The sequence below is a fragment of the Gillisia limnaea DSM 15749 genome (assembly GCF_000243235.1).
In the GTDB taxonomy this organism is placed as follows: Bacteria; Bacteroidota; Bacteroidia; order Flavobacteriales; family Flavobacteriaceae; genus Gillisia; species Gillisia limnaea.
On sequence record NZ_JH594606.1, the window covers coordinates 3132110 to 3156223 of the forward strand.

The 24114-nt window shown below is 37.3% G+C and carries 23 protein-coding genes and 1 tRNA gene; 11 read left to right on the plus strand and 13 right to left on the minus strand.

What is annotated here, in order from left to right; all coding sequences use genetic code 11:
* Positions 1-932, minus strand: a 932-nt coding sequence (locus tag GILLI_RS15665; RefSeq protein WP_006990099.1) for a SulP family inorganic anion transporter, incomplete at its 3' end; no start/stop codon positions are given.
* A 126-nt stretch (positions 933-1058) separates the two neighbouring features.
* Complete coding sequence (locus tag GILLI_RS15670) at positions 1059-2159, minus strand: esterase-like activity of phytase family protein (RefSeq protein ID WP_050855620.1); 1101 nt, start codon at positions 2157-2159, stop codon at positions 1059-1061.
* A 118-nt stretch (positions 2160-2277) separates the two neighbouring features.
* Here GILLI_RS15670 and GILLI_RS15675 point away from each other — a divergent pair, with 118 nt between their 5' ends.
* Complete coding sequence (locus GILLI_RS15675) at positions 2278-2463, plus strand: CsbD family protein (RefSeq protein WP_006990101.1); 186 nt, start codon at positions 2278-2280, stop codon at positions 2461-2463.
* Positions 2464-2536: 73 nt separating this feature from the next.
* Here the strand turns inward: GILLI_RS15675 and clpB are convergent, their stop codons facing one another.
* Positions 2537-5143 (minus strand): ATP-dependent chaperone ClpB, encoded by a 2607-nt coding sequence (gene clpB, locus GILLI_RS15680; protein WP_006990102.1) that lies wholly within the window; start codon positions 5141-5143, stop codon positions 2537-2539.
* A gap of 231 nt (positions 5144-5374) precedes the next feature.
* Between clpB and ytxJ the strand changes: the two genes are divergently transcribed.
* Together ytxJ and GILLI_RS15690 are read left to right on the plus strand one after the other, a co-directional pair.
* Positions 5375-5770 (plus strand): bacillithiol system redox-active protein YtxJ, encoded by a 396-nt coding sequence (gene ytxJ / locus GILLI_RS15685; protein ID WP_006990103.1) that lies wholly within the window; start codon positions 5375-5377, stop codon positions 5768-5770.
* 110 nt (positions 5771-5880) lie between these two features.
* Positions 5881-6162: a hypothetical protein gene (locus GILLI_RS15690; protein WP_006990104.1), complete on the plus strand. Its 282-nt coding sequence runs from the start codon at positions 5881-5883 to the stop codon at positions 6160-6162.
* 245 nt (positions 6163-6407) lie between these two features.
* Here the strand turns inward: GILLI_RS15690 and fahA are convergent, their stop codons facing one another.
* On the minus strand, positions 6408-7697 hold the full coding sequence (gene fahA, locus GILLI_RS15695) for a fumarylacetoacetase (protein ID WP_006990105.1): 1290 nt from the start codon (positions 7695-7697) through the stop codon (positions 6408-6410).
* Positions 7698-7805: 108 nt separating this feature from the next.
* Between fahA and glyA the strand changes: the two genes are divergently transcribed.
* Both glyA and GILLI_RS15705 read left to right on the plus strand, forming a co-directional pair.
* Entirely contained in the window at positions 7806-9080 is a 1275-nt protein-coding gene (glyA, locus tag GILLI_RS15700) for a serine hydroxymethyltransferase (RefSeq protein ID WP_006990106.1), read from the plus strand.
* A 145-nt stretch (positions 9081-9225) separates the two neighbouring features.
* The gene (locus GILLI_RS15705) at positions 9226-9684 is read left to right on the plus strand and encodes a cold-shock protein (RefSeq protein WP_006990107.1); all 459 of its coding nucleotides are present in this window, start codon (positions 9226-9228) and stop codon (positions 9682-9684) included.
* Between the two features lie 90 nt (positions 9685-9774).
* Here the strand turns inward: GILLI_RS15705 and GILLI_RS15710 are convergent, their stop codons facing one another.
* Positions 9775-10560, minus strand: a complete 786-nt coding sequence (locus tag GILLI_RS15710; protein ID WP_006990108.1) for an MBL fold metallo-hydrolase — start codon at positions 10558-10560, stop codon at positions 9775-9777.
* A 216-nt stretch (positions 10561-10776) separates the two neighbouring features.
* On the opposite strand from GILLI_RS15710, the gene treF reads away from it, so the two are divergent.
* Positions 10777-12387 carry an alpha,alpha-trehalase TreF gene (gene treF, locus GILLI_RS15715; RefSeq protein WP_006990109.1) on the plus strand — a complete coding sequence of 537 codons (1611 nt, stop codon included), beginning with the start codon at positions 10777-10779 and terminating at the stop codon, positions 12385-12387.
* Positions 12388-12457: 70 nt separating this feature from the next.
* Here treF and GILLI_RS15720 read toward each other — a convergent pair whose 3' ends face one another.
* The 4 genes from GILLI_RS15720 to GILLI_RS15735 all read right to left on the minus strand — a co-directional run bounded on the left by GILLI_RS15720 (position 12458) and on the right by GILLI_RS15735 (position 16562).
* Entirely contained in the window at positions 12458-12919 is a 462-nt protein-coding gene (locus GILLI_RS15720; RefSeq protein WP_006990110.1) for a GNAT family N-acetyltransferase, read from the minus strand.
* A gap of 35 nt (positions 12920-12954) precedes the next feature.
* Positions 12955-13959: a formimidoylglutamase gene (locus GILLI_RS15725; RefSeq protein ID WP_006990111.1), complete on the minus strand. Its 1005-nt coding sequence runs from the start codon at positions 13957-13959 to the stop codon at positions 12955-12957.
* Positions 13959-15197 carry an imidazolonepropionase gene (gene hutI, locus GILLI_RS15730; protein ID WP_006990112.1) on the minus strand — a complete coding sequence of 413 codons (1239 nt, stop codon included), beginning with the start codon at positions 15195-15197 and terminating at the stop codon, positions 13959-13961. The genes GILLI_RS15725 and hutI overlap by 1 nt, the downstream gene beginning before the upstream one ends.
* 312 nt (positions 15198-15509) lie before the next feature.
* Positions 15510-16562, minus strand: coding sequence for an NAD(P)-dependent alcohol dehydrogenase (locus GILLI_RS15735; protein ID WP_006990113.1), 1053 nt, complete (start codon positions 16560-16562; stop codon positions 15510-15512).
* A gap of 384 nt (positions 16563-16946) precedes the next feature.
* On the opposite strand from GILLI_RS15735, the gene GILLI_RS15740 reads away from it, so the two are divergent.
* From GILLI_RS15740 to GILLI_RS15755, 4 genes are all read left to right on the plus strand, one after another.
* Entirely contained in the window at positions 16947-18116 is a 1170-nt protein-coding gene (locus GILLI_RS15740) for a trans-sulfuration enzyme family protein (protein WP_006990114.1), read from the plus strand.
* Between the two features lie 70 nt (positions 18117-18186).
* On the plus strand, positions 18187-18903 hold the full coding sequence (gene bshB1, locus GILLI_RS15745) for a bacillithiol biosynthesis deacetylase BshB1 (RefSeq protein WP_006990115.1): 717 nt from the start codon (positions 18187-18189) through the stop codon (positions 18901-18903).
* A gap of 57 nt (positions 18904-18960) precedes the next feature.
* Positions 18961-19036: transfer RNA gene (locus GILLI_RS15750), tRNA-His, on the plus strand.
* 191 nt (positions 19037-19227) lie between these two features.
* On the plus strand, positions 19228-19437 hold the full coding sequence (locus tag GILLI_RS15755; protein ID WP_006990116.1) for a dodecin family protein: 210 nt from the start codon (positions 19228-19230) through the stop codon (positions 19435-19437).
* 116 nt (positions 19438-19553) lie between these two features.
* Here the strand turns inward: GILLI_RS15755 and GILLI_RS15760 are convergent, their stop codons facing one another.
* The 4 genes from GILLI_RS15760 to GILLI_RS15775 form a co-directional block, all read right to left on the minus strand.
* Positions 19554-20324 (minus strand): LytR/AlgR family response regulator transcription factor, encoded by a 771-nt coding sequence (locus GILLI_RS15760; RefSeq protein WP_006990117.1) that lies wholly within the window; start codon positions 20322-20324, stop codon positions 19554-19556.
* 62 nt (positions 20325-20386) lie between these two features.
* Positions 20387-20707 (minus strand): 2TM domain-containing protein, encoded by a 321-nt coding sequence (locus GILLI_RS15765; protein WP_006990118.1) that lies wholly within the window; start codon positions 20705-20707, stop codon positions 20387-20389.
* Positions 20707-22044, minus strand: coding sequence for a 2TM domain-containing protein (locus GILLI_RS15770; RefSeq protein ID WP_006990119.1), 1338 nt, complete (start codon positions 22042-22044; stop codon positions 20707-20709). Before GILLI_RS15770 ends, GILLI_RS15765 begins: the two co-directional genes overlap by 1 nt.
* Before the next feature lie 9 nt (positions 22045-22053).
* On the minus strand, positions 22054-22674 hold the full coding sequence (locus GILLI_RS15775; RefSeq protein ID WP_006990120.1) for a hypothetical protein: 621 nt from the start codon (positions 22672-22674) through the stop codon (positions 22054-22056).
* 129 nt (positions 22675-22803) lie between these two features.
* Here GILLI_RS15775 and GILLI_RS15780 point away from each other — a divergent pair, with 129 nt between their 5' ends.
* Positions 22804-23997, plus strand: coding sequence for an IS4 family transposase (locus tag GILLI_RS15780; RefSeq protein WP_006990121.1), 1194 nt, complete (start codon positions 22804-22806; stop codon positions 23995-23997).
* Positions 23998-24114: the final 117 nt, after the last annotated feature.

Here is a 24114-nt window from a genome sequence, read left to right on the forward strand (position 1 = left end):
GCAACTATATTTCCAATACCCTGAGCTTTAAGCTCTCGATTTGTTGAAGTTCTTCTTTTATACGGATCAAGTTTATCACCCGCCTCTGTACTTAAAAGTGACTCTAAACTCGCAATAAAAGCAATCGATAAAGCGATAGTGTAAACATCTACATTTCCAATTACTGAAAAATCCGGAAATTGAAAGAAATTTGCGAATTCACCTATTGAATCTGCAACAGGTAAATTCACCAGCTGACTGGAATCCAAGGCGAAATCTGGCAAATAAAATTTAAAAAATTCATTTAAAAAGATACTAATAACCACAGCGGCTAATGCAGATGGGAAGAATTTAAAAAATGTAAATCGTTTTAATGCTGGACGATCCCAACCAATTATTATTATTAAGGATGCGATAGTTATGATAGTGGCGCCATAACTTATTTCCTTAAATATTTTGAGAAGCTCTGTAAAAGTATTGGTTCCATCATAGTTTTGAAAAGATTCAACTCTTTCAAAAGCGCCGGCTACTCCAAAAGCGTGCGGAATTTGCTTCAGGATCAATATAAGCCCAATTGAAGCAAGTATCCCTTTAATCATAGCATTAGGGAAAAAGTAAGCTACCGTTCCTGCTTTTAAATATCCTAAGGCTATTTGCAAAAGTCCGGCAAAAATAACGGCGACCAATACCGCTTCAAAACTACCAAGAGTTTGAATAGCTGTAAATATTATCAAAGCTACACTTGCAGCGGGACCACTAACATTGATACTCGAGTTACTCGAGAAACCCACTACAATTCCACCATTTATTCCGGCAATAATTCGGGAAAAGAGCGGAGCTCCAGATGCTAAAGATATTCCCAGACACAGTGGCAGGGCATTAAGAAATACTATGAGACCTGCAGAAATATCGGTTACAAAATGTTTTTTAATGAATTCAATATTTTCTTTCATATGTTGATGTTTATTGTTTTTTGGTGGTCTCCCGATATCTAGCTATCGGAAGTAATTCGCATATTTTTATCGGTGTTTGTATCGTATCCGCGTTATGCTCATTTCATATCTGAATATTTAAAAACATTAGAGTTTAATCGTTACTTCCATCAGGATTATCTGACTGATCTGTTTTCCAATACTGCTAAAATTATCATCGGATACCAGAAGTAAAGTTTTGTTTCCATTGGGGAGATCCGGCCCAAAAGTCATTCCTTCAAGATTGTCGATGATATTCTCTTTTAATTGTTTTCTTACAGATTTAAAATCGAAAACCAGTTTTTTTGTTGCCGCGGTATAAGCCTCTTTTCTCAAATTTTCGATGTTCAAAGTATTGCTTGCATTTCTGGCATCAACGTCAAAGATCCTGACGGTATTGCCATTTGTTCCGTGTCCGGCAGAGAAAGCTCTTTCCAGCACCAGAAACCTGCTTGGTGCATATTCCAAAATTTCAGTCAATCCATTTACGGCAAAATACATCCAGGGAATTTTAGTGATGTTTTCCAGTTGCATCACGAATTGCCGGGTAGGTTCTCCGGTTTCTTTATTGAAATGAGTAATTCTTACAGGAGATTTAGTTGGGAACAATTTTGGTTTAGAGCCGTCTTTTTCCAATGGGAGTTCCATTCCTGCCCAATACCCTGATTTGTCAAGACTTTCAGTCAAACCTTCAAAAACACCATTATTTCTAGGTTTTTGCTCTCCGGAAGCTGAAAAATAATCGGGGAGGGAATAATTTAATAGAAATTGACCATTTGGGCTTATGTGAAAAATGGAGGGGTCTTTTCCGTTATTAAATGATCCTTCACTACTAAGAACGAGTTCGTTTTTCTCAACGTTGTATCGTATTGATTCCAGGTCTAAAGTGTTGTTCTTAAAAAATTTGGAAGTCCTGTCCAATTCAATCATTTCGGAAATTAATACGGTATCGATTTTTTTCTTATTTATTTCAATACTCGCCTTGTAAAATCTTGGATTTCCGGGATGATCACAAACCAAATAATAGATTCCATCATAATGATCTATTCCTGAAAGACCACCTACTTTAGTTTCCTCAATTTCCAAATTTTCCGGAAGGATAAAATCATCCAAAAAGCTGAGTTCAATATTCTTATGATCAATGGTTTTTGTTGTTCCGCAAGACGCAGCAAGTACTACAAAGAACAATAAAAGGAGGTTTTTTTTCATGAATTTTGATAAATCGCAAAAATAACAATTTCTTAAGATAAAAATAGGGATTTGTTGAGAGAATTCTGATAAGCTGAATGTTACATTTAACTTTATTATTAATTTAAATATTAAAACTATGAATAATGATCAGTTAGAAGGAAAGTGGAAACAAATCAAAGGTGATTTCAAACAGAAATATGGAAAATTGACCGATGATGACGTTACTTATTCTGAAGGGAAATTTGATGAAATGATGGGGAGATTACAAGAAAAGACAGGTAAAACAAAAGAAGAATTGCAACGTGAAATCGATAAATGGTAATTGATTATCATGAACCTGAAAGCGGCTGCTCAATTTGAGCAGCCGCTTTTTTTTATAACTAAATTTTTTTTAGCTATTCATTCGTTGCCAGAGATTCCTGATTTCTAAAAACAAGGTTATCATCAAATTCATCCAGCAAAATTATACTTTCTATATGCACTTTTCCTGAAAGGATCTCCTTGGAAAGCTTATTCAGTACTTCACGTTGTACGACCCTTTTTACTGGTCTTGCGCCAAATTGCGGATCATATCCGCGTTTTGCTAAAAAGTTAATTGCTTCTTCAGTAGCATCCAGGGTAATTCCCTGCTTTAAAAGCATTTTTTTCACACCTTTTAACTGAAGGCCTACAATTTGGTGGATATTTTTCGCCGATAATGGAGTGAACATCACGATATCATCTATCCTATTGATGAATTCTGGTCGAACGCTTTGTTTTAGCAGGGCGAGCACTTCGGTTTTAGCCGCTTCCATGGCGGTTTCCACATCCAGTACTGCTTCAAATTTTTCCTGAATTATTTGCGAGCCCATATTGGATGTCATAATGATAATGGTATTCTTAAAATCTGCAAGTCTCCCTTTGTTATCGGTAAGTCTCCCTTCATCCAGCACCTGTAAAAGGATATTGAATGTGTCCGGATGGGCTTTTTCGATCTCATCCAGCAAGATCACAGAATAAGGCTTTCTTCGAACAGCTTCTGTTAATTGCCCTCCTTCTTCGTAACCAATATATCCAGGAGGTGCTCCTACAAGCCTGCTCACAGAATGTCGTTCCTGATACTCGCTCATATCGATCCTGGTCATTGCGGCTTCATCATCAAAAAGATATTCGGCAAGGGCTTTGGCAAGTTCGGTTTTACCAACTCCTGTAGTTCCCAGGAACAAGAAAGTTCCTATTGGTTTTTTTTGATCCTGAAGCCCGGCACGACTTCTTCTCACCGCATCACTCACAGCTTCTATAGCTTCTTCCTGTCCAACCACTCTTTTATGTAGCTCATCTTCCAGTTTCAATAGTTTTTCACGTTCACTTTGAATCATCTTGGTAACCGGAACTCCGGTCCATTTGGCAACTACTTCTGCAATATCCTCATAGGTAACTTCTTCCTTGATAAGGGTGTGGCTGTCTTTATTCTCATTCAATTGTTGTTGTAATCTTTCAAGTTGCTCCTGAGCTTCTTTTATTTTTCCGTAACGTATTTCCGCCACTTTTCCATAATCGCCTTCACGCTCTGCTTTTTCGGCTTCCAGTTTAAAATGTTCGATATCAGATTTTGCAGTTTGGATATTATCTACTACTTCCTTTTCATTTTTCCATCGTGCATTTAATTCATTGCGTTCCTCTTTTAAATTAGCAAGATCGGCGCTTAGGGATTTTAATTTAACCTCGTCTTTTTCTCTTTTTATAGCCTCGATCTCTATTTCCAACTGAGTAACTTTTCTGTCCAGAACATCTAATTCCTCAGGTTTTGAATTTATTTCCATTCGAAGCTTTGATGCAGCCTCGTCCATAAGATCTATGGCCTTATCCGGTAAAAAACGGTTTGTTATGTAGCGTTGTGATAGTTCTACAGCTCCAATAATTGCCTCATCTTTGATCCTTACTTTGTGATGCGTTTCATATTTTTCCTTGATCCCACGTAAAATGGAGATAGCACTTTCTGTATCCGGTTCATCCACAATTATCTTTTGGAAACGCCTTTCCAGAGCCTTATCCTTTTCAAAATATTTTTGATATTCATCCAAAGTTGTTGCACCAATTGCCCGAAGTTCTCCGCGTGCCAGGGCAGGTTTTAGAATATTAGCAGCATCCATTGCGCCTTGTCCGCCTCCTGCACCAACAAGGGTGTGAATTTCATCAATAAAGAGTACAATATCACCTTCGCTTTCAGTCACTTCCTTAATAACTGCTTTCAATCTTTCCTCAAATTCACCTTTGTATTTAGCACCTGCGATCAAAGCTCCCATATCCAACGAATAAATTTGTTTATCCTTCAGGTTTTCAGGGATGTCACCGGCAATTATACGATGTGCCAGGCCTTCTGCAATAGCTGTTTTACCCACTCCAGGTTCTCCAACCAGCATTGGATTGTTTTTGGTTCTTCTGGAAAGTATCTGTAAAACCCTTCTTATTTCTTCATCTCGCCCAATTACAGGATCCAGCTTCCCTTCTTCTGCCATCTTGTTAAGGTTTTTGGCGTATTTGTTCAGGGAGTTATAGGTCTCTTCAGCACTTTGGGAGGTTACACGATCTCCTTTTCGCAATTCGTCAATAGCTGCCAGCAATCCCTTTTCTGTAGCGCCCTGATCTTTCATTATTTGGGCAATCTTACTTGAAGATTTAAATATCGCAAGAATCAAATGCTCTATAGATACGAATTCATCCTTCATTTTTTTGGCAATGCTGCTCGCTTCATTCAACGTTTTTGAAGCTTCCCGAGATAATATAATATCTCCGCCGCTTACTTTAGGAAAGCTTGTTAGCGTATTATCCAGAATTTGATTGAACAAATTCACATTGATATTTAATTTCTTCAATAAAAAAGGAGCTACATTCTCATCGACCGTTGTGATGGCTTTAAAAATGTGTTCATTCTCTATTTGCTGATGACCTAATTCCTGTGCCAGCTGTTGTGCCTGCTGAATTGCCTCTTGTGATTTTATCGTAAAGTTATTAAAGTTCATGGTTCTGAAGATTTATAGAAGATTTACAAAGTATATACCAATACTTTTAGCCTGCAAAAATGACATAAAATCAAGAATTTTTAATGTCAAAATGACCGATTGAACTCAATTCTGTCTTAGTTAACCAATAATTTACAGCTATTTTTTGTATCCCGGGTAAATTTTAGTAATTCTATATGAAAAGAATTATGATCAAAACCGTATTTTGCAATTCTAAAACTAATAGAAAAAATGGGATTTTTTGATAAATTTAAAAGTGGACGCGATATAGCAAAAGAAGAAATTAAAAGCGTTCCGTGGAATCAATTAACTGAAATAGCAACTCTGGAAGAAATTGCAGAGGTTTCTCATCAACAGCCTGTGGCAATTTTAAAACATTCTACCAGTTGTGGAATCAGCCGAATGGTACTGAGACAGTTTGAAAAGGAGTATGATCTTGACGAAGGGCGTATGAAATTGTATTTCTTGGATTTGCTTAGTCACCGGGACATATCCAGTAAGATTGCTTCAAAATTTAATGTGCCGCATGAAAGTCCGCAATTAATTATTATCAAGGATGGAAAAGCTGTTTATGATGCTTCCCACAGCGAAATCAATGCCGGAAGCCTGAATAAATTTGTTGCTTAACATTCTTAATACAATTTTTGAATTGGCTGTTAAAGTTTATTAATCAGGATTTTCAGGAAATACAGATGACGTAAATTAGAGAAAAGAGTAAATAATTTTAAACAAAGGCTATGGAAAAAAAGAAAAATTCAGAAAACAGCGAAAAGCAAAACGATAAGAATAGTAAAAATGAAGGGCCGGAAAGCAGAATGGCAGAAGCCAGGCATGAAAAGCCGCTTCCGAATCGAAATTTTGATCAGGCACAAAGGAGAAATCAGGCAGGACCCCGTGGTTATGGAGACAGCACCGGGATAATGAAAGGAGAGCGGGAAAATGGAATGCAACGAATGGAAGAAAAAGATCCTAAAGATCAAAAGGATCCAAAGGATAGTGAGAATAAGGATAAGAGTTAATCCGATTGATCAGATTTAAAAGTAAAAAAGCCACCTGAAAAGATGGCTTTGTTAATCTCTCATTGAGGGTTTAATTCCACGTCCCGATAGCGAGATGCCTCGAATTTTTAAAAAGATTTCCAATTCATACCTTGTTGGCCCGCCCGTACCGTTCGGACGGGATTACCTGAAATGACTTTCGTTCAGGCGGCTCTGCACTTAACGAACGGGCTTGCCCCGAGGTTCTTTATTTGGAATAAACTTGATTATTTCTTTTTAGGTTGGTAGACAGGAAGCAGTTTTGTTCTAATCTCTCCAAAGCCAATGCGTCTATCTTTACCTTTACAGTATCCGCGCATAATAACGGTATCATTGTCTTCAATAAATTTCCTTTCACTTCCGTCCTTTAGTTTAATAGGTTTTGATCCTTTCCAGGAAAGTTCAAGCATGGATCCATAAGTATCTGGAGTAGGGCCGGAAATAGTTCCCGATCCCATCATATCTCCTGAAAGAACATTACAGCCATTGACGGTATGATGCGCCAGTTGCTGACTCATATTCCAGTACATATATTTGAAGTTTGTATTGGACAGAACTGTCTCTTCTGAATTTTCAGGCTGTAAAGCAACCTGAAGGTTGATGTCAAAACTTTTCTTCCCTTTAAATTGAAGGTAGGGAAGCAGTTTTTTTTCAGGTTTCGGACTTTCAGTTCTAAAAGGTTCCAGCGCATCCAGGGTTACGATCCACGGGGAAACAGAGGAAGCGAAGTTTTTTGCTAAAAACGGACCCAGGGGTACGTATTCCCATTTTTGGATATCCCTTGCGCTCCAGTCATTGAAAAGTACCAGCCCAAAGATATAGTCTTCAGCTTCTTCAATAGGAATAGGTTCTCCAAGTGGGTTGGCATCTGTAGTGATAAAAGCCATTTCCATTTCAAAATCCACCAATTTTGAAGGAGCCAATATAGGCTCATCTGCCCCGGCAGGTAAAATTTGTCCCTGAGGCCTGTGCACAGGAATTCCACTTGGTATTATAGAAGAACTTCTACCGTGATATCCTACAGGAATATGCAGCCAGTTTGGCAAAAGTGCATTTTCTGGATCGCGGAACATTGTTCCCACATTGGTTGCATGTTCCTTGCTGGAGTAAAAATCGGTGTAATCCCCCACCAGGATAGGCAGTTGCATTTCAATCTCATCCAGGGTAAATAAAACCGTATTTCTATCCTCCTGGTTATCTTTTAATTTTGAATTTTTTGCATCAAAAATATCGGCGATCCGGTTTCTTACCAAACGCCAGGTTTTTTTTCCGTCGGAAATAAAATCGTTCAGGGTATCCTGAAGAAAAATATCATCGGTTAAAGGAATACCTTCAAAATACCCCAATTGATGTAAGGCCCCAAGATCTATGGCGTAATCGCCAATCCTTGTGCCAATTGTAATGATATCGTCCCTTGTTAAAAACACCCCGAAAGGAATGTTTTGTATAGGAAAATCTGTTTCTTCTGGAAGGTCCAGCCAGGTTTTTCTCTTAGGATCATTTGCTGTAATAGGCATATATATTTTGTTTTATTCTTAAATCTACTTGCTTCAAATATATTATTTTCCATGCATTAACCGATTGTAATTATTACTTTTGATGAATATTTAACGTAAAATTTTTTTATGCAACGAGATACCCAGATTTTCGATTTGATAAATCAGGAAAAAAACAGACAAATAAACGGCTTGGAATTAATTGCAAGTGAGAACTTTGTGAGTGACCAGGTATTGGAAGCAGCGGGATCTGTTTTGACAAACAAATACGCCGAAGGCTACCCTGGGAAAAGATATTATGGCGGATGTGAAGTGGTAGATCAGGTTGAAACCCTGGCTATTGAACGCTTAAAGGAACTTTTTAATGCAGAATATGCCAACGTACAACCGCATTCCGGATCCCAGGCAAATACAGCTGTTTTTCATGCCTGTTTGAATCCAGGTGATAAATTTCTTGGATTCGATCTGTCGCACGGTGGACATTTGACTCATGGCTCTCCTGTGAATTTTTCAGGAAGATTGTATGACCCAGTATTTTACGGAGTAGATGAAAAAACCGGTTTAATAGATATGGATGCTGTAGCCGAAATTGCAGAACGGGAAAAACCTAAAATGATCATCGCCGGTGCATCTGCATATTCAAGAGAAATTGATTATAAAAGATTTCGTGAAATAGCCGACAGTATAGGAGCTATTCTCTTTGCAGACATTGCACATCCTGCAGGACTTATAGCAAAAGGTCTGTTGGGAGATCCTTTGCCGCATTGTCACGTGGTAACTTCTACAACTCATAAAACCCTTAGAGGTCCAAGAGGTGGAATTATAATGATGGGCACAGATTTTGATAATCCTTTCGGGTTGAAACTTAAGAACGGGAATCTTAAAAAAATGTCTACACTTTTGGATAGCGCTGTTTTTCCGGGAAATCAGGGTGGACCTTTGGAACACATAATCGCAGCTAAGGCAATTGCTTTTGGTGAAGCTTTAACCGATGATTTTCTATACTACACCGTACAAATAAAGAAAAACGCAAAAGCCCTGGCGCAAGCATTTATGGACAAGGACTACCACGTGATCTCCGGCGGAACAGATAACCATATGATGTTAATAGATCTTCGGAATAAAAACATCAACGGAAAACAAGCCGAAGAAGCACTTGGAAAATCTGAAATTACTGTAAACAAAAATATGGTTCCTTTTGATGATAAATCTCCTTTTGTGACTTCAGGAATACGTATTGGAACTCCTGCGGTTACCACAAGAGGCTTAAAAGAAGAGGATATGTCTAAAATAGTTGAGCTAATTGATAGAGTGATTACAAATTTTGAAGATGAAACCATTCTGGAAGAAGTGAAAAAAGAGGTGGAGAATATGATGAAAGGTAAACCCCTTTTTAATAGTTAATTCAAAAAATATTTTTTAAATTAATTCGTACATAAAAAAATAAATTAAAAAAAAATGCTTAAATTATGATCCAATTTTAACTGGTAAAAAAATAAATTAAACACCAGGTTATAGTTGAGCACAAGTCAAAAATTAAAATCAAACTATGGGTAGATCACAAGAAACGTCTAATAAAAAAGAAAAAGAGAAAAAGAAGTTAAAGAAGAAGAAGGATAAGCTTTTGAAGAAAGAAGAGCGCAAAGCAAATTCTGACAAGGGGAAAAGCCTTGAAGATATGTTTGCCTATGTAGATGAAGATGGAAATCTTACATCAACCCCTCCGGATCCAACAAAGAAGAAAACAGTAATAAATACTGAAGATATTGCGATTAGTACTTCCAAGAAAGAAGATGTTGAGCCGGAAGATCCAATGAGAAAAGGTACTATTACTTTTTTCAATGATTCTAAAGGCTATGGTTTTATTAAAGATCACGATAGTCAGGAAAGTATCTTTGTTCATATTAACAGTCTTGAAGATTCAGTTTCTGAGAATGATAAAGTTACTTTTGAAACCGAAAGAGGTCAGAAGGGATTAAATGCAGTGAGAGTAAAACTGATGAAGTAATATATTTTGCCTGAAATAAAAAAAACGCCTTCTAAGGGCGTTTTTTTTATGGTAAATATTCTCTTAGTTCTAACTTCTAATGATTTATTATTACATTTTGGGATACCAATCTAAAAGCACAACTTCAATTTTTGAATTTTTTTGATTGACCGTTTTCTTAAATTTTTCAACATCGGATAAACCATCCCCACCTCGATAATGAAAAGGGTAAACCTGTTTAGGCTGAAAAGCCAGTACTGCTTCTGCAGCCTGATCTACGGTCATAGTATAAGGAAGGTTCATCGCAACCAGTGCCATATCGATATTCTTTAAATTGCGCATTTCCGGAATATCTTCTGTATCTCCTGAAATATAAAATCGTTTTCCGTCCTTTTCAAGAATATATCCATTTCCACGACCTTTTGGATGGAAGGCATCAGCCGCTTCCGGCAAATTATACATTGGAATTGCGGTTATGCTGAATTCCATAAAATTTTGCGTTTCATCATTGTTAATTACAGAGATCTTTTCTCCAAGTTCTTTTGGAAGTTGATCCTTAACCGCTTGAGGTGCTAAAATTTTGGTATCACCCAATTCCATGGCAGTCAAGGTTTTTGCGTCCATGTGATCTCCATGAATATCGGTGATCAATACAAAATCCGGTTCCGGTTTTCCTTCGAAAGCTTCGGCACCACCCGTGGGATCTAAATAAATAACCATCTCTCCCCAGTTGATAATCGCGGTACCATGCATTATTGGATCTATAGAGATCTCTACGCTAGCTGCTTCAGCCTCCATGTTTTGCTGAGTGGTAACAATTTCCTGATTTTCATTGGCTTCATTTTTACAACCTGTAAAAATGATAGCGATGCTTAAAATACTCAATAACTTTTTCATGTTTTTTTATAAAGTTACATTTCGGAATACGGAGGGAACACTAAATTAAGATTTTTTTAAGATATTAGTCTTATTTCAATGATTCAAACAGGGGGTTTGTCAATCATTCTATTTGATAATATTATACAGGAAGTAAGACTTTATCAATTAATCATTTATATTTAACATTTAGTAGGAGCCATTCTTCCTGCACTCATTTAAGATAATTCCTTATTTATGAAACATTCTTATTTCAGCAACACAATTCTTTCTTTATCGCTTCTTTTTCTTTCAGGTTGCGCGACGCTTACAAATTCAGAATCCCGGGAAGCCCAGATCCTTCCTCCAGAAGAACTTTACGGAGAATTATTTTTTGCTGTTCAAACCAATAAAGATGTTTTTGAGGATAGCAAAACTTTTGTGGATGCCGTTCCATTATATGATGTAGCAAAAATAAGAAATGACTATTCCAGCCTTGAGAGTACGTCTGCGAATGATATTTCAAAATTTGTTTATAAAAATTTTGCGGTGCCGCAGAATGAATCAGCTTATAAAACAGATTCTTCCTCCATCAATGAGCATATAACCAAACTTTGGGATGTATTAAAGCGTCCGGCAGATAGGAAGGTTTCAGGAACCTTGCTCCCTTTACCTTATCCTTATATAGTTCCCGGAGGTAGATTTCGGGAGATCTATTATTGGGATAGCTATTTTACGATGTTGGGACTTCAGGAGGACGGGGAAATAGCGATTATTCAAAATATGGTGGATAATTTTTCACATCTTATTACGGAGTTTGGTTTTATTCCTAATGGAAATAGAACGTATTACCTAGGTAGATCACAACCGCCATTTTATTCATTGATGGTGGATGTATTGGCAGAATCAAAATCGGATTCAGTCTATACTGCTTATCTTGAAACCCTTTTGATGGAATATGATTTCTGGATGACTGGGTCTAAAGATCTTAAATCTTCGAATAATGCTATTAAAAGAGTTGTTAGATTGGAAGATGGAACAATCCTCAATAGATACTGGGACGAAAATAATACACCAAGACCTGAGAGTTACAGGGAAGATGTAGAAACTGCTACCCTGGCGATCATAGAATTTCCAAATTTAAAAAGAGAAGAGGTTTACAGGAATTTAAGAGCCGGCGCAGAATCCGGTTGGGATTTTTCCAGCAGGTGGCTAACAGAAGATAAAGAAGAAGGGTTCAAGCTTTCCAGTATTCAAACTACAGATATTATTCCTGTAGATCTAAATGCTTTACTCTATCATTTGGAAGAGACGATTTCTAAAGCTTATGGATTAAAAGGAGATACCAAAAACTCAGGGATTTTTCAGGAAAAGGCTCTAGCCCGTAAAAATGCCATGCAGAAATTTCTATGGGATAATGAAAAGGCTTTTTATATGGATTATAACTTTATAAAAAAAGAAAATACACCAGTATACTCATTGGCTGGGGTGTATCCTTTATTCTTTGAAATAGCGAATGGTGAACAGGCGGAAAAAGTTACCCAGAAAATTAGAGAGATTTTCCTTAAGCCTGGTGGGGTAGTTACTACACCTTACGATACTGGTCAACAATGGGATGCACCAAATGGTTGGGCTCCGCTTCAATGGATAACAATTTCCGGTTTAAGAAATTATGATCAAAATGATTTAGCCGAAGAGATTAAAGAAAGATGGCTAAATTTGAATCGGCAGGTGTATAAAGACACTTATAAATTACTTGAGAAATACAACGTAGAAGATCTGTCTAAAGAAAGTGGGGGAGGAGAGTATCCTACTCAGGATGGATTTGGATGGACCAACGGGGTTTTTCAGAAATTATCCAGGGAATAAAATTCTGTCTATTAATAAAATGGACCTCAAATTCCTGACGGATCAGAATTTTGAGGTTGGAAGTTCGTTTTTATAAGTCTAGTTTCATCTTAATATCTCCGCGGGCATAGGGATTATTCTCTTCTATGGGGATTTCCTTAAATCCGTATTTTAGGTAGATATAGATCGCATTTTCAAGTTTTCGATTGGAATAGATAATAAGTGTTTTCCAGCCTTTCTCTCTGGCGTAATTCAGAGTATGTTCCATGAGTTTTTGTCCGATCTTTTTACCCTGAGCTTCAGGAATAACGGCCATTTTTGTAAGTTCAAAGATCCCGTCTTCCATCTTCATGAGTGCTACAGTACCTATCACTTTCTCACGCTCCTTCACAAAAAAGATAGTTCCGCCGGGTTCAAGGATGTATTTTTCAGGTTTGCCCAGTACTTCTTCGTCATGAGGTTCCACCCAAAAATATTTGTTTAGCCAGGCCAGGTTCAGTTGTTTGAAATCTTCGGCATAAGCAGGATCAAAAGGTATTATTTCTAAGTCCATTGAATTCTTGTGGTGTTGTGAAAATTATGTGTATTTTATTCTTTCTGCTGCATAAAATCAATGACGAAATAGCTAAGGGCTTTTCCTACATCAAAATTTTGATTCTCTTGAGGTGCAGCTTCGCAAATATGCAGATAACGAATGTTTTTTTCTTCGGATGCGATTTTGATGAAATTTCTCACCATATTTATAGGAAAACCTGTTGGAGACTGAGCGCTGCTTGGGAAATCCTTGATCACGTCACAATCCAATTCCAGTCCAAAATCTTCCTGAGCCGTAAAATCCAGTTCTTCCTGAAAAGCTTTAATGATGGATTCTGAAGATTTTAAAGTAAGATGTTCAAAAAGCCTGAAATGATCGTTTTGAGACTGTATTATTTTTTTGAAAATGTAATCGGGCGTATAATTTTGGTGCAATCCAAAAACACGGTATTTTCCAAGGATATTTTCTTTTCGGGCAAAACTGAAGGCATTCCCACTGTGGCGGTAATCGGTTTTTCTGAGATCGGTATGAGCATCGATATTTAAAATATTCACAGGTTTATTAAGAGCTTTAAATGCTCCTTTTATCGCACCGTAGGCATTGTTGTGTCCACCACCCAGAATAACAGGGATCTTTCCTGCTGAAATTATTCGTTCCACCACATTGCTCACGATAGTATCAAGTTTGGAAACAAGCTCGCCTAATTTTTCGAAATAATTAGGATCTTCCAGATCGATATTTGCTGCTTTAAACATAAACTCTTTACAATCTACTTCCCCGAGTAAAATCACATTTTCCGGATTGGTATATTGATTTGCCTGCACATTGAGCAAGGATTTTAAACATGCATCCCATGCTTTAGAAGCTCCTGGTTTTCCCAAATTTCCCCGAATCCCAATATCCTCCGGAATTCCGAACAGTACATACCTGGCTTTGGAATCCTCCAGTTCATTAAAATCTTTTATAAAACTTACTTTTTCTCCAAATTTAATTTCCCCTTCCCGACCGGAAATGAAGTGGGCGATGCTTTTGTGATTGTATAATTTAAATCCTTCCATTAATTTACAGATTTTCCATTGATGTAAACATCCTCTATTGCATTAGAGCCAAAAGAATATGGCAAGTAAGCATACGAGGGAATTTTTTTAGTAATTATAAAATTTGCTTTTTTTCCTCTTGAAATACTGCCGTGCGTCTTGCTTAAATCCATGGCATACGCAGCATTTATTGTTGCTGCATTGATGGCTTCTTCCGGAGTCATTTTCATTTTAATACAAGCCAGGGAAACCACAAGATTCATGTTGCCGCTGGGAGAACTTCCGGGATTGAAATCGGTAGCAAGGGCCAGGGGCAAACCGGCTTCCATAATTGCTCTGGCGGGGGTGTATGGGATACTTAAAAACAGGGAGCAGCCGGGAAGTGCAACAGGCATGGTTTGCGTACCTATTAAACTTTTAATATCCTCCGGTGTCATGACCTCAAGATGATCTACACTAAGTGCTTTATGAGCTATTCCGGCTTGTACGCCTCCAATCGAGTTGAATTGATTTACGTGGATCTTTGGTTGTAGTCCATATTTTTTTCCGGCTTCCAAAAGCCTGTCGGTATCCTCGATACTGAAATACCCTTTTTCACAAAAAATATCGATATATTCTGCAAGATCTTCTTTTGCAACTGCAGGTAATATCTCTTCAATAACCATAGTAAGATATTCCTCTTTTCTGTTTTTGTATTCTGAAGGCAGGGCATGTGCTCCTAAAAATGTAGCTTTTACAGGCAAATTATAATTCTCTTTTAGTTTTTTAATCACCCGAAGAATTTTTAACTCTCCTTCCTTGGTAAGGCCATAGCCAGATTTTATTTCAATAGCCCCGGTCCCAAGTTTGATAACCTCCTCAAGCCGGGATGCAGATTGTTTATACAATTCTTCCTCTGAAGTTTCATTCAGGGTTTTGGCAGAGTTCAGGATGCCACCACCACGATTCGCGATCTCTTCATAGGTAAGTCCATTTATGCGGTCTACAAATTCCTGTTCCCTGTTTCCGGCATAAACAAGGTGGGTATGCGAATCGCACCAGGAGGGAAGTACAATTTTTCCGGAAAGGTCAATGGTTTGATCTACCTGGATTTCCGGTAGATCTTCCATTTTTCCGAAATCGGAAATTTTATCATCCTCAATAAATAGCCAGGCATTGGGAATTTTGGGCAATTTTTTCATTTCCAATCCAGAAACTTTCTCTACGGACGCATCCCTTACTTGAATTAACTCTCTGATATTTATAAATAATAACCTCATCTAGAATGGTTTATTCGCTCCTGGGAAAATGTAATTTTTTGGGAGCATAGTTTTACGAATTTCAATGAATAGGTAAAGATAAAAAAGTTGTTCTAAATTAAATTTTTTGGAGGATAAAACCTTATTCCCTGCAAGAGAATTAAAATAGTATATAACCCAGGATTGGTTTAGCTATTTGCTCAAAAAAATCGGTTATAGCAATCTTTCAGGAGAAAATTTGCTAAATAAAAAAAGCAGTTGGAAGTTTTTCCAACTGCTTTTTAAGTGCATCAAAACCTCACTAAAAATTATGAGGTTAGATTTATAAGTCTCTTAATTATTTTTCAAAGATTTCATATCGATTACAAACCGGTATTTCACATCCGATTTAATCACGCGGTCGTAGGCATGATTAATTTTTTGAATATCGATCATTTCCACATCTGAAACAATATTATGTTTCCCACAGAAGTCCAGCATTTCCTGGGTTTCTTTAATTCCTCCAATTAAGGATCCTGCCAGGCGTTTTCGTTGTGCTATCAGTCCGCCGCCGTGAATTGGATCTAAAGGCTCAATAGCGCCAACCAAAACCATAGTAGCATCTCTTTTTAGTAAACCTATGTAGGGATTTACATCGTGCCCTACCGGAATGGTATTTAGCAGAAAATCGAAGGAATTTTTGTGCTTAGCCATTTGATCCTGATCCTTGGAGATTAAAATCTCGTGTGCACCAAGTTCCATGGCATCTTTGGCTTTCGATGGAGAAGTGGTGATCATTACAACATGAGCTCCCATTGCATTGGCAAGCTTCACACCCATATGACCAAGTCCTCCTAAGCCAATAACTCCAACTTTATCCCCTTTTTTAACGTTCCATTGCTGAAGCGGAGACCAGGTGGTTATCCCGGCACAAAGAAGCGGTGCAACTGCTTTAACATCCAGGTTTTCAGGAATGTTTAAGACGAATTTCTTGTCGACCACTACTTTTTCAGAATATCCACCAAAGGTATGTCCCCCTAAATGTTTATCCGTGCTGTTGTAAGTAAAGGTTGCTCCTTTCTCACAATATTGCTCCAGGTTTTCTGCACAGGCGCTGCAATCCTGACAGGAATCGACCATACAGCCTACCCCAACAAGTTGTCCTTCCTTGAAATTTGTTGCATTTTCCCCGGTTTTGGTAACCCGCCCTATTATTTCGTGGCCGGGAACAGAAGGATATTTAGCATTTTTCCAATCGTTTTTAACCGTGTGTATATCACTGTGGCAAACTCCGCAGTAAAGAATTTCAATTTCAACATCCTCTGCAGTTGGTTTCCTACGTTCAATATCAAAAGGTTCCAGATCCTTAGTTGCAGCTTTTGCTGCGTATGCCTTTACATTGCTCATATCATTTTTTTTTTTAAAATTACAATAAATGCAGTGTGTAGCAACAAAATACGGTTACTTTAACCAAATTTAACTTCTAAAAACGACGATCTATTTTCCAGTATAAAACGTAAATTTGATACCTCATTGAGGGTTTAATTCTATTATGCCCAGCTTTCCAATTCGGGCAGGATTTCATTGAAACCCCAAAACATTCCTTCCTTTCACATATAGATTTAGCTTGTTACGAGCTAATCGATTCATATATTTTCAGGTTTTAAGTATACGATATAAAATATGATTTTTGTTTTAAATTGTATCTTGAAGAATCTGCAGAGAGCATTTCTTTAAATATTTCTTTTTACATTAGTGCAAAATTTAATAAATCAAATTCTAACACATCTTATGGCTCATAAACACCCAGGAATCAATACGGTTTGCACTCATACCGGAGAATTGAAAGATGAACAATTTAAGGGGGCTGTATCTCCGTTATATATGTCGACTTCGTATGCTTTTGAAGATGTTGAGGTAAAACGCTACCCCCGTTATTTTAATACACCCAATCAGGTTGCTTTAGCTCAAAAAATGGCTGCTTTAGAGCACGGAGAAGCTGCATTGATCTTTGGAAGCGGAATGGCCGCTGTAAGTACCTCTTTTATAGCTTTTTTGCATAAAGGAGATCATGTAGTGTTACAAAATACGCTTTATGGAGGTACCAGTAATCTTGTTGTTGAAGAATTTGAGAAATTCGGGATCGAGTATTCCTTTACCAAGGACTTTCATCCTGAAAGTTTTAAAGAGCAAATCAAAAAGAACACTAAAGTCATTTATATAGAAACCCCATCCAATCCTTTATTGACTATTACCGACATAAAAGCCGTGGCGGAAATTGCAAAAGAACATGGGTTGGTAAGTATGATTGACAATACGTTTGCTTCTCCGGTAAATCAGAATCCGATTGATTTTGGGATTGATATCGTGATTCATTCAGCAACCAAATACATGGGTGGGCATAGTGATATTCTTGCTGGAACCGTGATTTCTTCGGAAGAGCATATCAATACTATTTTTCAACTGGCAAAGAATTTTGGCGGCAGTTTAAGCGATTATACGGTTTGGCTTCTGGAACGTAGTATTAAAACAATGGGACTGCGTGTAAAAGCACAGAATAAGAATGCAAAAAAACTGGCGAAATTTCTAGAAAAACATTCTGACATAGCAAAGGTATACTATCCCGGACTTAAATCACATCCGGATCATGAAATCGCAAAATCCCAGATGAAAGGTTTTGGCGGAATGCTTTCTTTTGAATTAAAGGAAGGAATGGATGTTTCTTTATTTCAGAAAAAACTAAAGCTAATAAAATCTTCTATGAGCCTGGCTGGAGTTGAATCTACGATTTTATCCCCAGCACTTACCTCTCATGCCTTATTAAGTGAGGAAAATAGGAAAAAACAGGGAATCAAAGATGGATTGATGCGATTTTCAGTTGGGATTGAGGAAAAGGAAGATTTGATAGCCGATATTGAGCAGGCGCTTTTTGAAGTCAAAAAAATTGTAGTAGAACTATAAACAACCTGGGGCGGGGAGTTAAATGAAAAAAACAACCTTGCTAAGAATAGAAGGTAAAGAATAACAATAGATGAAATTAGATATTTTGGCAATAGGTTCTCATCCTGATGATGTAGAATTAAGCTGTTCAGGAACATTAGCGAAAGAAATAGATAGAGGTAAAAAAGTTGGGATCCTGGATCTTACCCGTGGGGAACTTGGAACCCGTGGAACTGCAGAAACTAGGGATAAAGAAGCGGCTGAAGCTGCCAGAATACTCGGAGTTAAAATTCGGCATAATCTTGAATTTAGCGATGGTTTTTTCGAGAATAATGTTTCGCATCAGTTGGAGATTATAAAGATCCTTAGAAAATACCGGCCTGAAATTGTGCTGTGCAACGCGATAAATGACAGGCATATAGATCATGGAAAAGGATCTAAATTAGTAAGTGACGCGTGTTTTTTAAGCGGATTAAGAAAAATTGAAACCATTTGCGAAAAAAATAACCAGTCTGCCTGGAGGCCCAAACATGTATATCACTATATTCAATGGAAAAATCTTACCCCGGATATAGTTGTTGATATTTCAGGGTATATGGATAAAAAGATGGATTCTGTTAGAGCCTATAAGACACAATTCTTTGATAATGAGAGCAAAGAACCTGTAACTCCCATTTCCAGCGATAACTTTTTTGACAGTATTACCTACCGGGCGAGGGACCTTGGGCGATTAATAGGTACAGAACACGCTGAAGGTTTTACTGTAGAGCGCTATCCTGCAGTTGATTCCATTTTTGACCTAATTTAATTTTGTTTTTTCTTTGTGAAAATAAAGAAAAAAGATACATTTGCATCCGGAATAAATGGTGGTTGTAGCTCAGCTGGTTAGAGCATCGGTTTGTGGTACCGAGGGTCGCCGGTTCGAACCCGGTCTTCCACCCTTTTTATAAGCTCCTTAGGAAACTAAGGAGCTTTTTTTTGTTGTAAACCCACAACTTTTGAGATTGATCCGGAATGATCCAATGATCCCTCATTTCCAATTGTAATCTTATGTTAATCATTTGACGTTTGGTTAATTCTTTATTACTTTAATGTGTAATAAATAAATGTATAACCAATTTAAACCGAAATTATGTCAATTGTAAAAGTTATCGAAGTAATTGCAACGTCTACAAAAAGTTTTGACGATGCTACACAAAATGCTGTGAAAGAAGCATCCAAAAGTGTAAAGAATATTATATCCGTATACGTTAAGGATATGAGCGGAAAAGTTGAAAACAATTCTATTGTTTCCTACGGTGTGACTGCAAAGATTTCGTTCAAAATAAACAAAGAAGGCTGATTTTTTTAATTCCAAAAAATGTGAATTAATAAAAGAAAAACCATTGCGCTAGTATGCAACGGTTTTTTCTTTTTATATCAGTAAGAATATTAGAATTTATTGAAGAGGAAAAAAACTTATTCCAGCCACTGTTTAAAATCCCTTACCCTTTCTCTTGCCACAATAATTTCTTCATCTGTTGCGTGATGGAGTTTTATCTTTAGTCTGGAATTGGTATAAGAGATTATATCCCGGATTGAATTTACATTGATATAGAATTTCCGGTTAACACGAAAAAAAGTTTCCGGCGGGAGTTCATTTTCAAGCTGGTCAAGGGTGGTTTCCATTAAATAGTTTCTGCCTTCAGAAGTTAATATATAAGTCCCTTTATTTTCACTGTAAAAACAACAAATTTCGCCAATAGGGATCATTTTGAGATGTTGTCCCACTTTAACGGTAAATCGTTTTTTATACTCCCTGTCCAGTGGGTTTATCAGCAATTTTTTAATATCATCAAGATAAAGTTGAACAGGTTGTGTATTCTCGCCTGTATAGTTTTTTCTTATATTTTGATATTTTTCAACTGCCCTTTTCAGTTCCTCGTCGTCAATGGGTTTTAAAAGATAATCTATGCTGTTATGTTTGAAAGCCTGCAGGGCATACTCATCATAAGCAGTAGTGAAGATAATTGAGCTTTTAACCTCTACTGTTTCAAAAATCTCAAAAGACAAACCATCGCTTAACTGTATATCCAGGAAAACTACCTGTGGATGTGTATTTTCCTGAAACCATTTTTTGGAGTCTTCAACAGAATGTAAAATTTCTACCACATCTACCTGTAGTTTTTCCAGCATCCTGTTCAAACGCCTTGCGGCAGGTTTTTCATCTTCTATAATTATTGCAGTCATTTTTGCTTTTGATTTAAAACCTTAGAAACCATTTATTAATTTATAGAATTCAGGAGTAAGAATTACTCCCATTTTTGTTTTTGTTCCCTCTCTTTTTCCATAAGTTCACGGATTTTCTTTTCTTCCCAACCTTTACCCAACAATACCCCGGGACCAAAAACAGAAGCCCAATGTGCAGCTAAGCCTATTCCCCAGAAAAAAGCAGTGTAGAAATTTGAGATTTCAAAATCCACGTTTCTAAATGTTTCAATATTTGAATCTGCAATTATCAACGCGATATTTACAAACAGGTAAACCACCAGATGGATGTAAAAGCCTTTAATATCTTTGACCTTTTTTTGGGCGGCCTTATAGCTGGATTCTTCTTTATAGTTGCGTTCCATTATTTCCACGATTTATTTTGTTCCTGTTCTTTTTGCATCAATTCCCTGATCTTGCGCTCCTCCCAATGGGCTCCATAGCCAAAAACGGTAATTCCATGGATGGTTAACCCGAGCCCCCATCCAAAAAGCGGGAACCAGAACCATTGAAATCCCCAAAAGGTAATGTAGTTAATAAAAATTAGGAAAGGTACCACCGTGCAATACGATAGCAGGTTTCCGTAAAACTCCTTTATTTCTTTTACTCTGGCCTTTGCTTTAAAGTAGGCATTGTCTTCATTACTATTATAAGTTTCCATGACGGTAATTTTTTGTGTTAAAATAGGTAATTTTACCCTGAATATTTTTATGCTTTCTTCAATAATAACTTTTCTATTGGTAACTATGTGGTAACGGCTGATGATGTTTTGCAATCCCACCCCTTTTCTGGTTTTAAGCACCTCTTTCTTCTGAAAATTATTCTGGACTACCAGGTAATTTCCCTCCTCATATATTGTGATTTTCAGAGGTTTTTTTTCACTGATGGAATTATGTTTAACAGCATTTTCCAAAAGTAATTGTAGAGAAAGCGGAACTACTTTTGCCTCCGGATTGGACAATGTTTGCGGAACTTCGTAATAAACGCTGTTTTCAAAGCGCATATTCAGTAGCTCCATATATATTTTTGCAAAAGCCAGCTCTTCTTCCACACTCACCAGTTCCTTATCTTTTTGCTCCAGCACATACCTGTATATTTTAGATAAAGAAGTTGTGAATTTTTGAGCATTGTCAGGATTTTCTTCGATAAGGGACGTTAGTACATTCAGGCTGTTGAACAGGAAATGGGGATCTATCTGGTTTTTCAGACTTTCAAATTTTGCAGAGGCCGTTCCTGCTATTACCTTTTGCTCTTTCACTTTATTCTCCTGCATCGTTTTGTAGAAGTACAAAGCGTGGAAGAATAAAGAAATTACAAGCGTGAATAGGAGGGAAGTGAAATAAAAACCTGGATTTTCAGAAGAAAGATACTCCTCATAACTCTGCCCTGATATTACCATTCTATGAAATGCCCTGATAAAAAACAGGGTCACCAAAGTGAGAAATACAGACCCGAACAAACCGATGAGGAATCGGTACTTTTTATACTCTTTCCATACAATTTTATTGTTGAGAGTATTAAAAAAATAACTGTTCACAAAAGTAAGTGGAATAGTGTAGAGCTGATATATTCCCCAGTTTTTGAGTAGGTCCAAATCAAAAATCACGGCATCTACTGAAATTAATTGAAAAACCAGTTCTACACTAAACAATATAGTTCCAATTAAGATTCCAATTGCAAATACTTTAATAAATTCCTTCATACGTATTTGTTATTTACAGGTTTTATAAGCCTTAACTGCCTGTTCCTTGCCCCAATTTGGGTGATATTTGGATTCAGGTTTAAAGTTATCAAAAAGTTTCAATGATTTCTCAATTTCGGCACAAATTGGTGCAGTGTCATTTCCAAAAAACCTGGCGGTACCCATTTGAAATTGTGCTTTCTCAAAAACAACCCTGGGATTTTCCGGAGCAATGGCCTCTGCCGTGGCGTATAATTGCATAACGGAAGGAGAAAGTTTTTGTCCGTAGGACATAGGGTCAAAAGCGATCCAGGCAGTATGGATCATAGCCTGCATAACAAGGAGTTCAACATTTTTTGGAGTTTTGTCTAGTTCAATATCAAGTGAAGTTTGTGCTATAGTAAGCATTTGACTCATCTTATTGAAATCCTTGGTTTCAAATGCCGATGTGGTGTTAACCAGAGCGATATAATAATTTGGAAGCCAGTTGCCTTGTTCTGCTGAAGCAATTCTTTCAAAAAGAGCTGATGATTCCTCAATTTTGTTTTCCTCCCAAAGCTGAAGCGCCTGGTCCATTCCTTGTTCGTAATTTCCCTGGCTTTGCATAATGCTTGAAACGGCGAGGGCTAAAATAATTAGTAATTTTTCCATAATGTTGATTTTTAGTTGTTAGTTTTAATTGTTATACATTAGTGTCCGATAAAACTTTTTAAAAGCGGGATTTCCTATACGGATTTCCCGCTTTAGTTTATATCTTGTTTTTACCACAAAACTCGATATATGAACAAAAGTAAAAATTTTAGCGGACAGCCTATCATCAAACAGCTTTTAAAGTTATTACCTGCCCCAACAATTGCCCGGACAGCCCACAAGTATAAAAGCGATAGGTATTATAAACGGTTTAAGACCTATGAGCATTTGGTCACTATGCTTTATGCCACTTTGAGCGGTGTGAGTTCTTTACGGGAGCTATCTACCGTACTGCTTGCCTGCGAGGGCAGGATAGGACATCTGAACCTTACACATTTTCCAAAACGGAGCACCTTGTCAGACGCTAACAGGAAACGTAGCAGCGAAGTCTTTGCCAGTATATATTATAGCCTGTTTGATCAGTATCGCAGTTTTTTATCGGACAGCAGTTCTTTGTCCTTGCCGGTAAAACACTTAAAGATCGTGGATTCTACCACTATAAGCCTCTTCAGTGACATTTTAAGAGGGGTTGGGCGCAATCCGATTAACGGAAAAAAGAAGGGTGGCATTAAGATGCACACAATGATCAACGCCTTAGAGGACGTTCCCTGCCTTGTCCGTTTTACAAGTGCGGCAACGCACGACCACACTTTCTTAAAGGATCTGAACTTAGAAAAAGGATCTTTTGTCGTTTTTGACAAAGCGTATAACGATTACCAACAATTTGCGCAATGGATAGATGATGATATCTATTTTGTAACCAGACAAAAAGAGAACGCACGTTATATTGGTATTAAAGAATTTGACCTGTCCGATACTACAAGTGATGCCGTACTAAAGGATGAGCATATCACGGTTCAAAAAAAAGATAAGACCGTTGGGCTGAGAAGAGTTGCTTACTGGGATGCAGGTACAAACAAGGTCCTTGAGTTTATCACAAACAACTTTCTGATCAGTCCGGATAAAATAGCAGCTATATACAAGCACAGATGGCAGATAGAAACAATGTTCAAGAGGCTTAAGCAAAATTTTCCACTAAAATACTTCCTCGGGGACAATCAAAATGCTATCGAAATACAGATTTGGTGCGGACTTATTATACAATTGCTGATGCTTGTTGTGCAGCGGAAGACCAAGCGCAGATGGGCATACTCCAATATGGTATCAATGGTGCGCTTTCACTTGATGACCTATATAGACCTGTTCAAATTCCTTGAAAACCCAAGCAAACAGTGGCTAGCTTTAACCACAAAACCACCAGACAAGCAACTAAGCCTTTTTTGAAGACCCCTTGCTATTGAAAAAAGACAAAAACAAAACAGTTTTACTGAACGTAAAGGACACTATTAACTAAAAACGTATTTTAGTCGGACACTAATGATTGTTATACAAATATTGTTT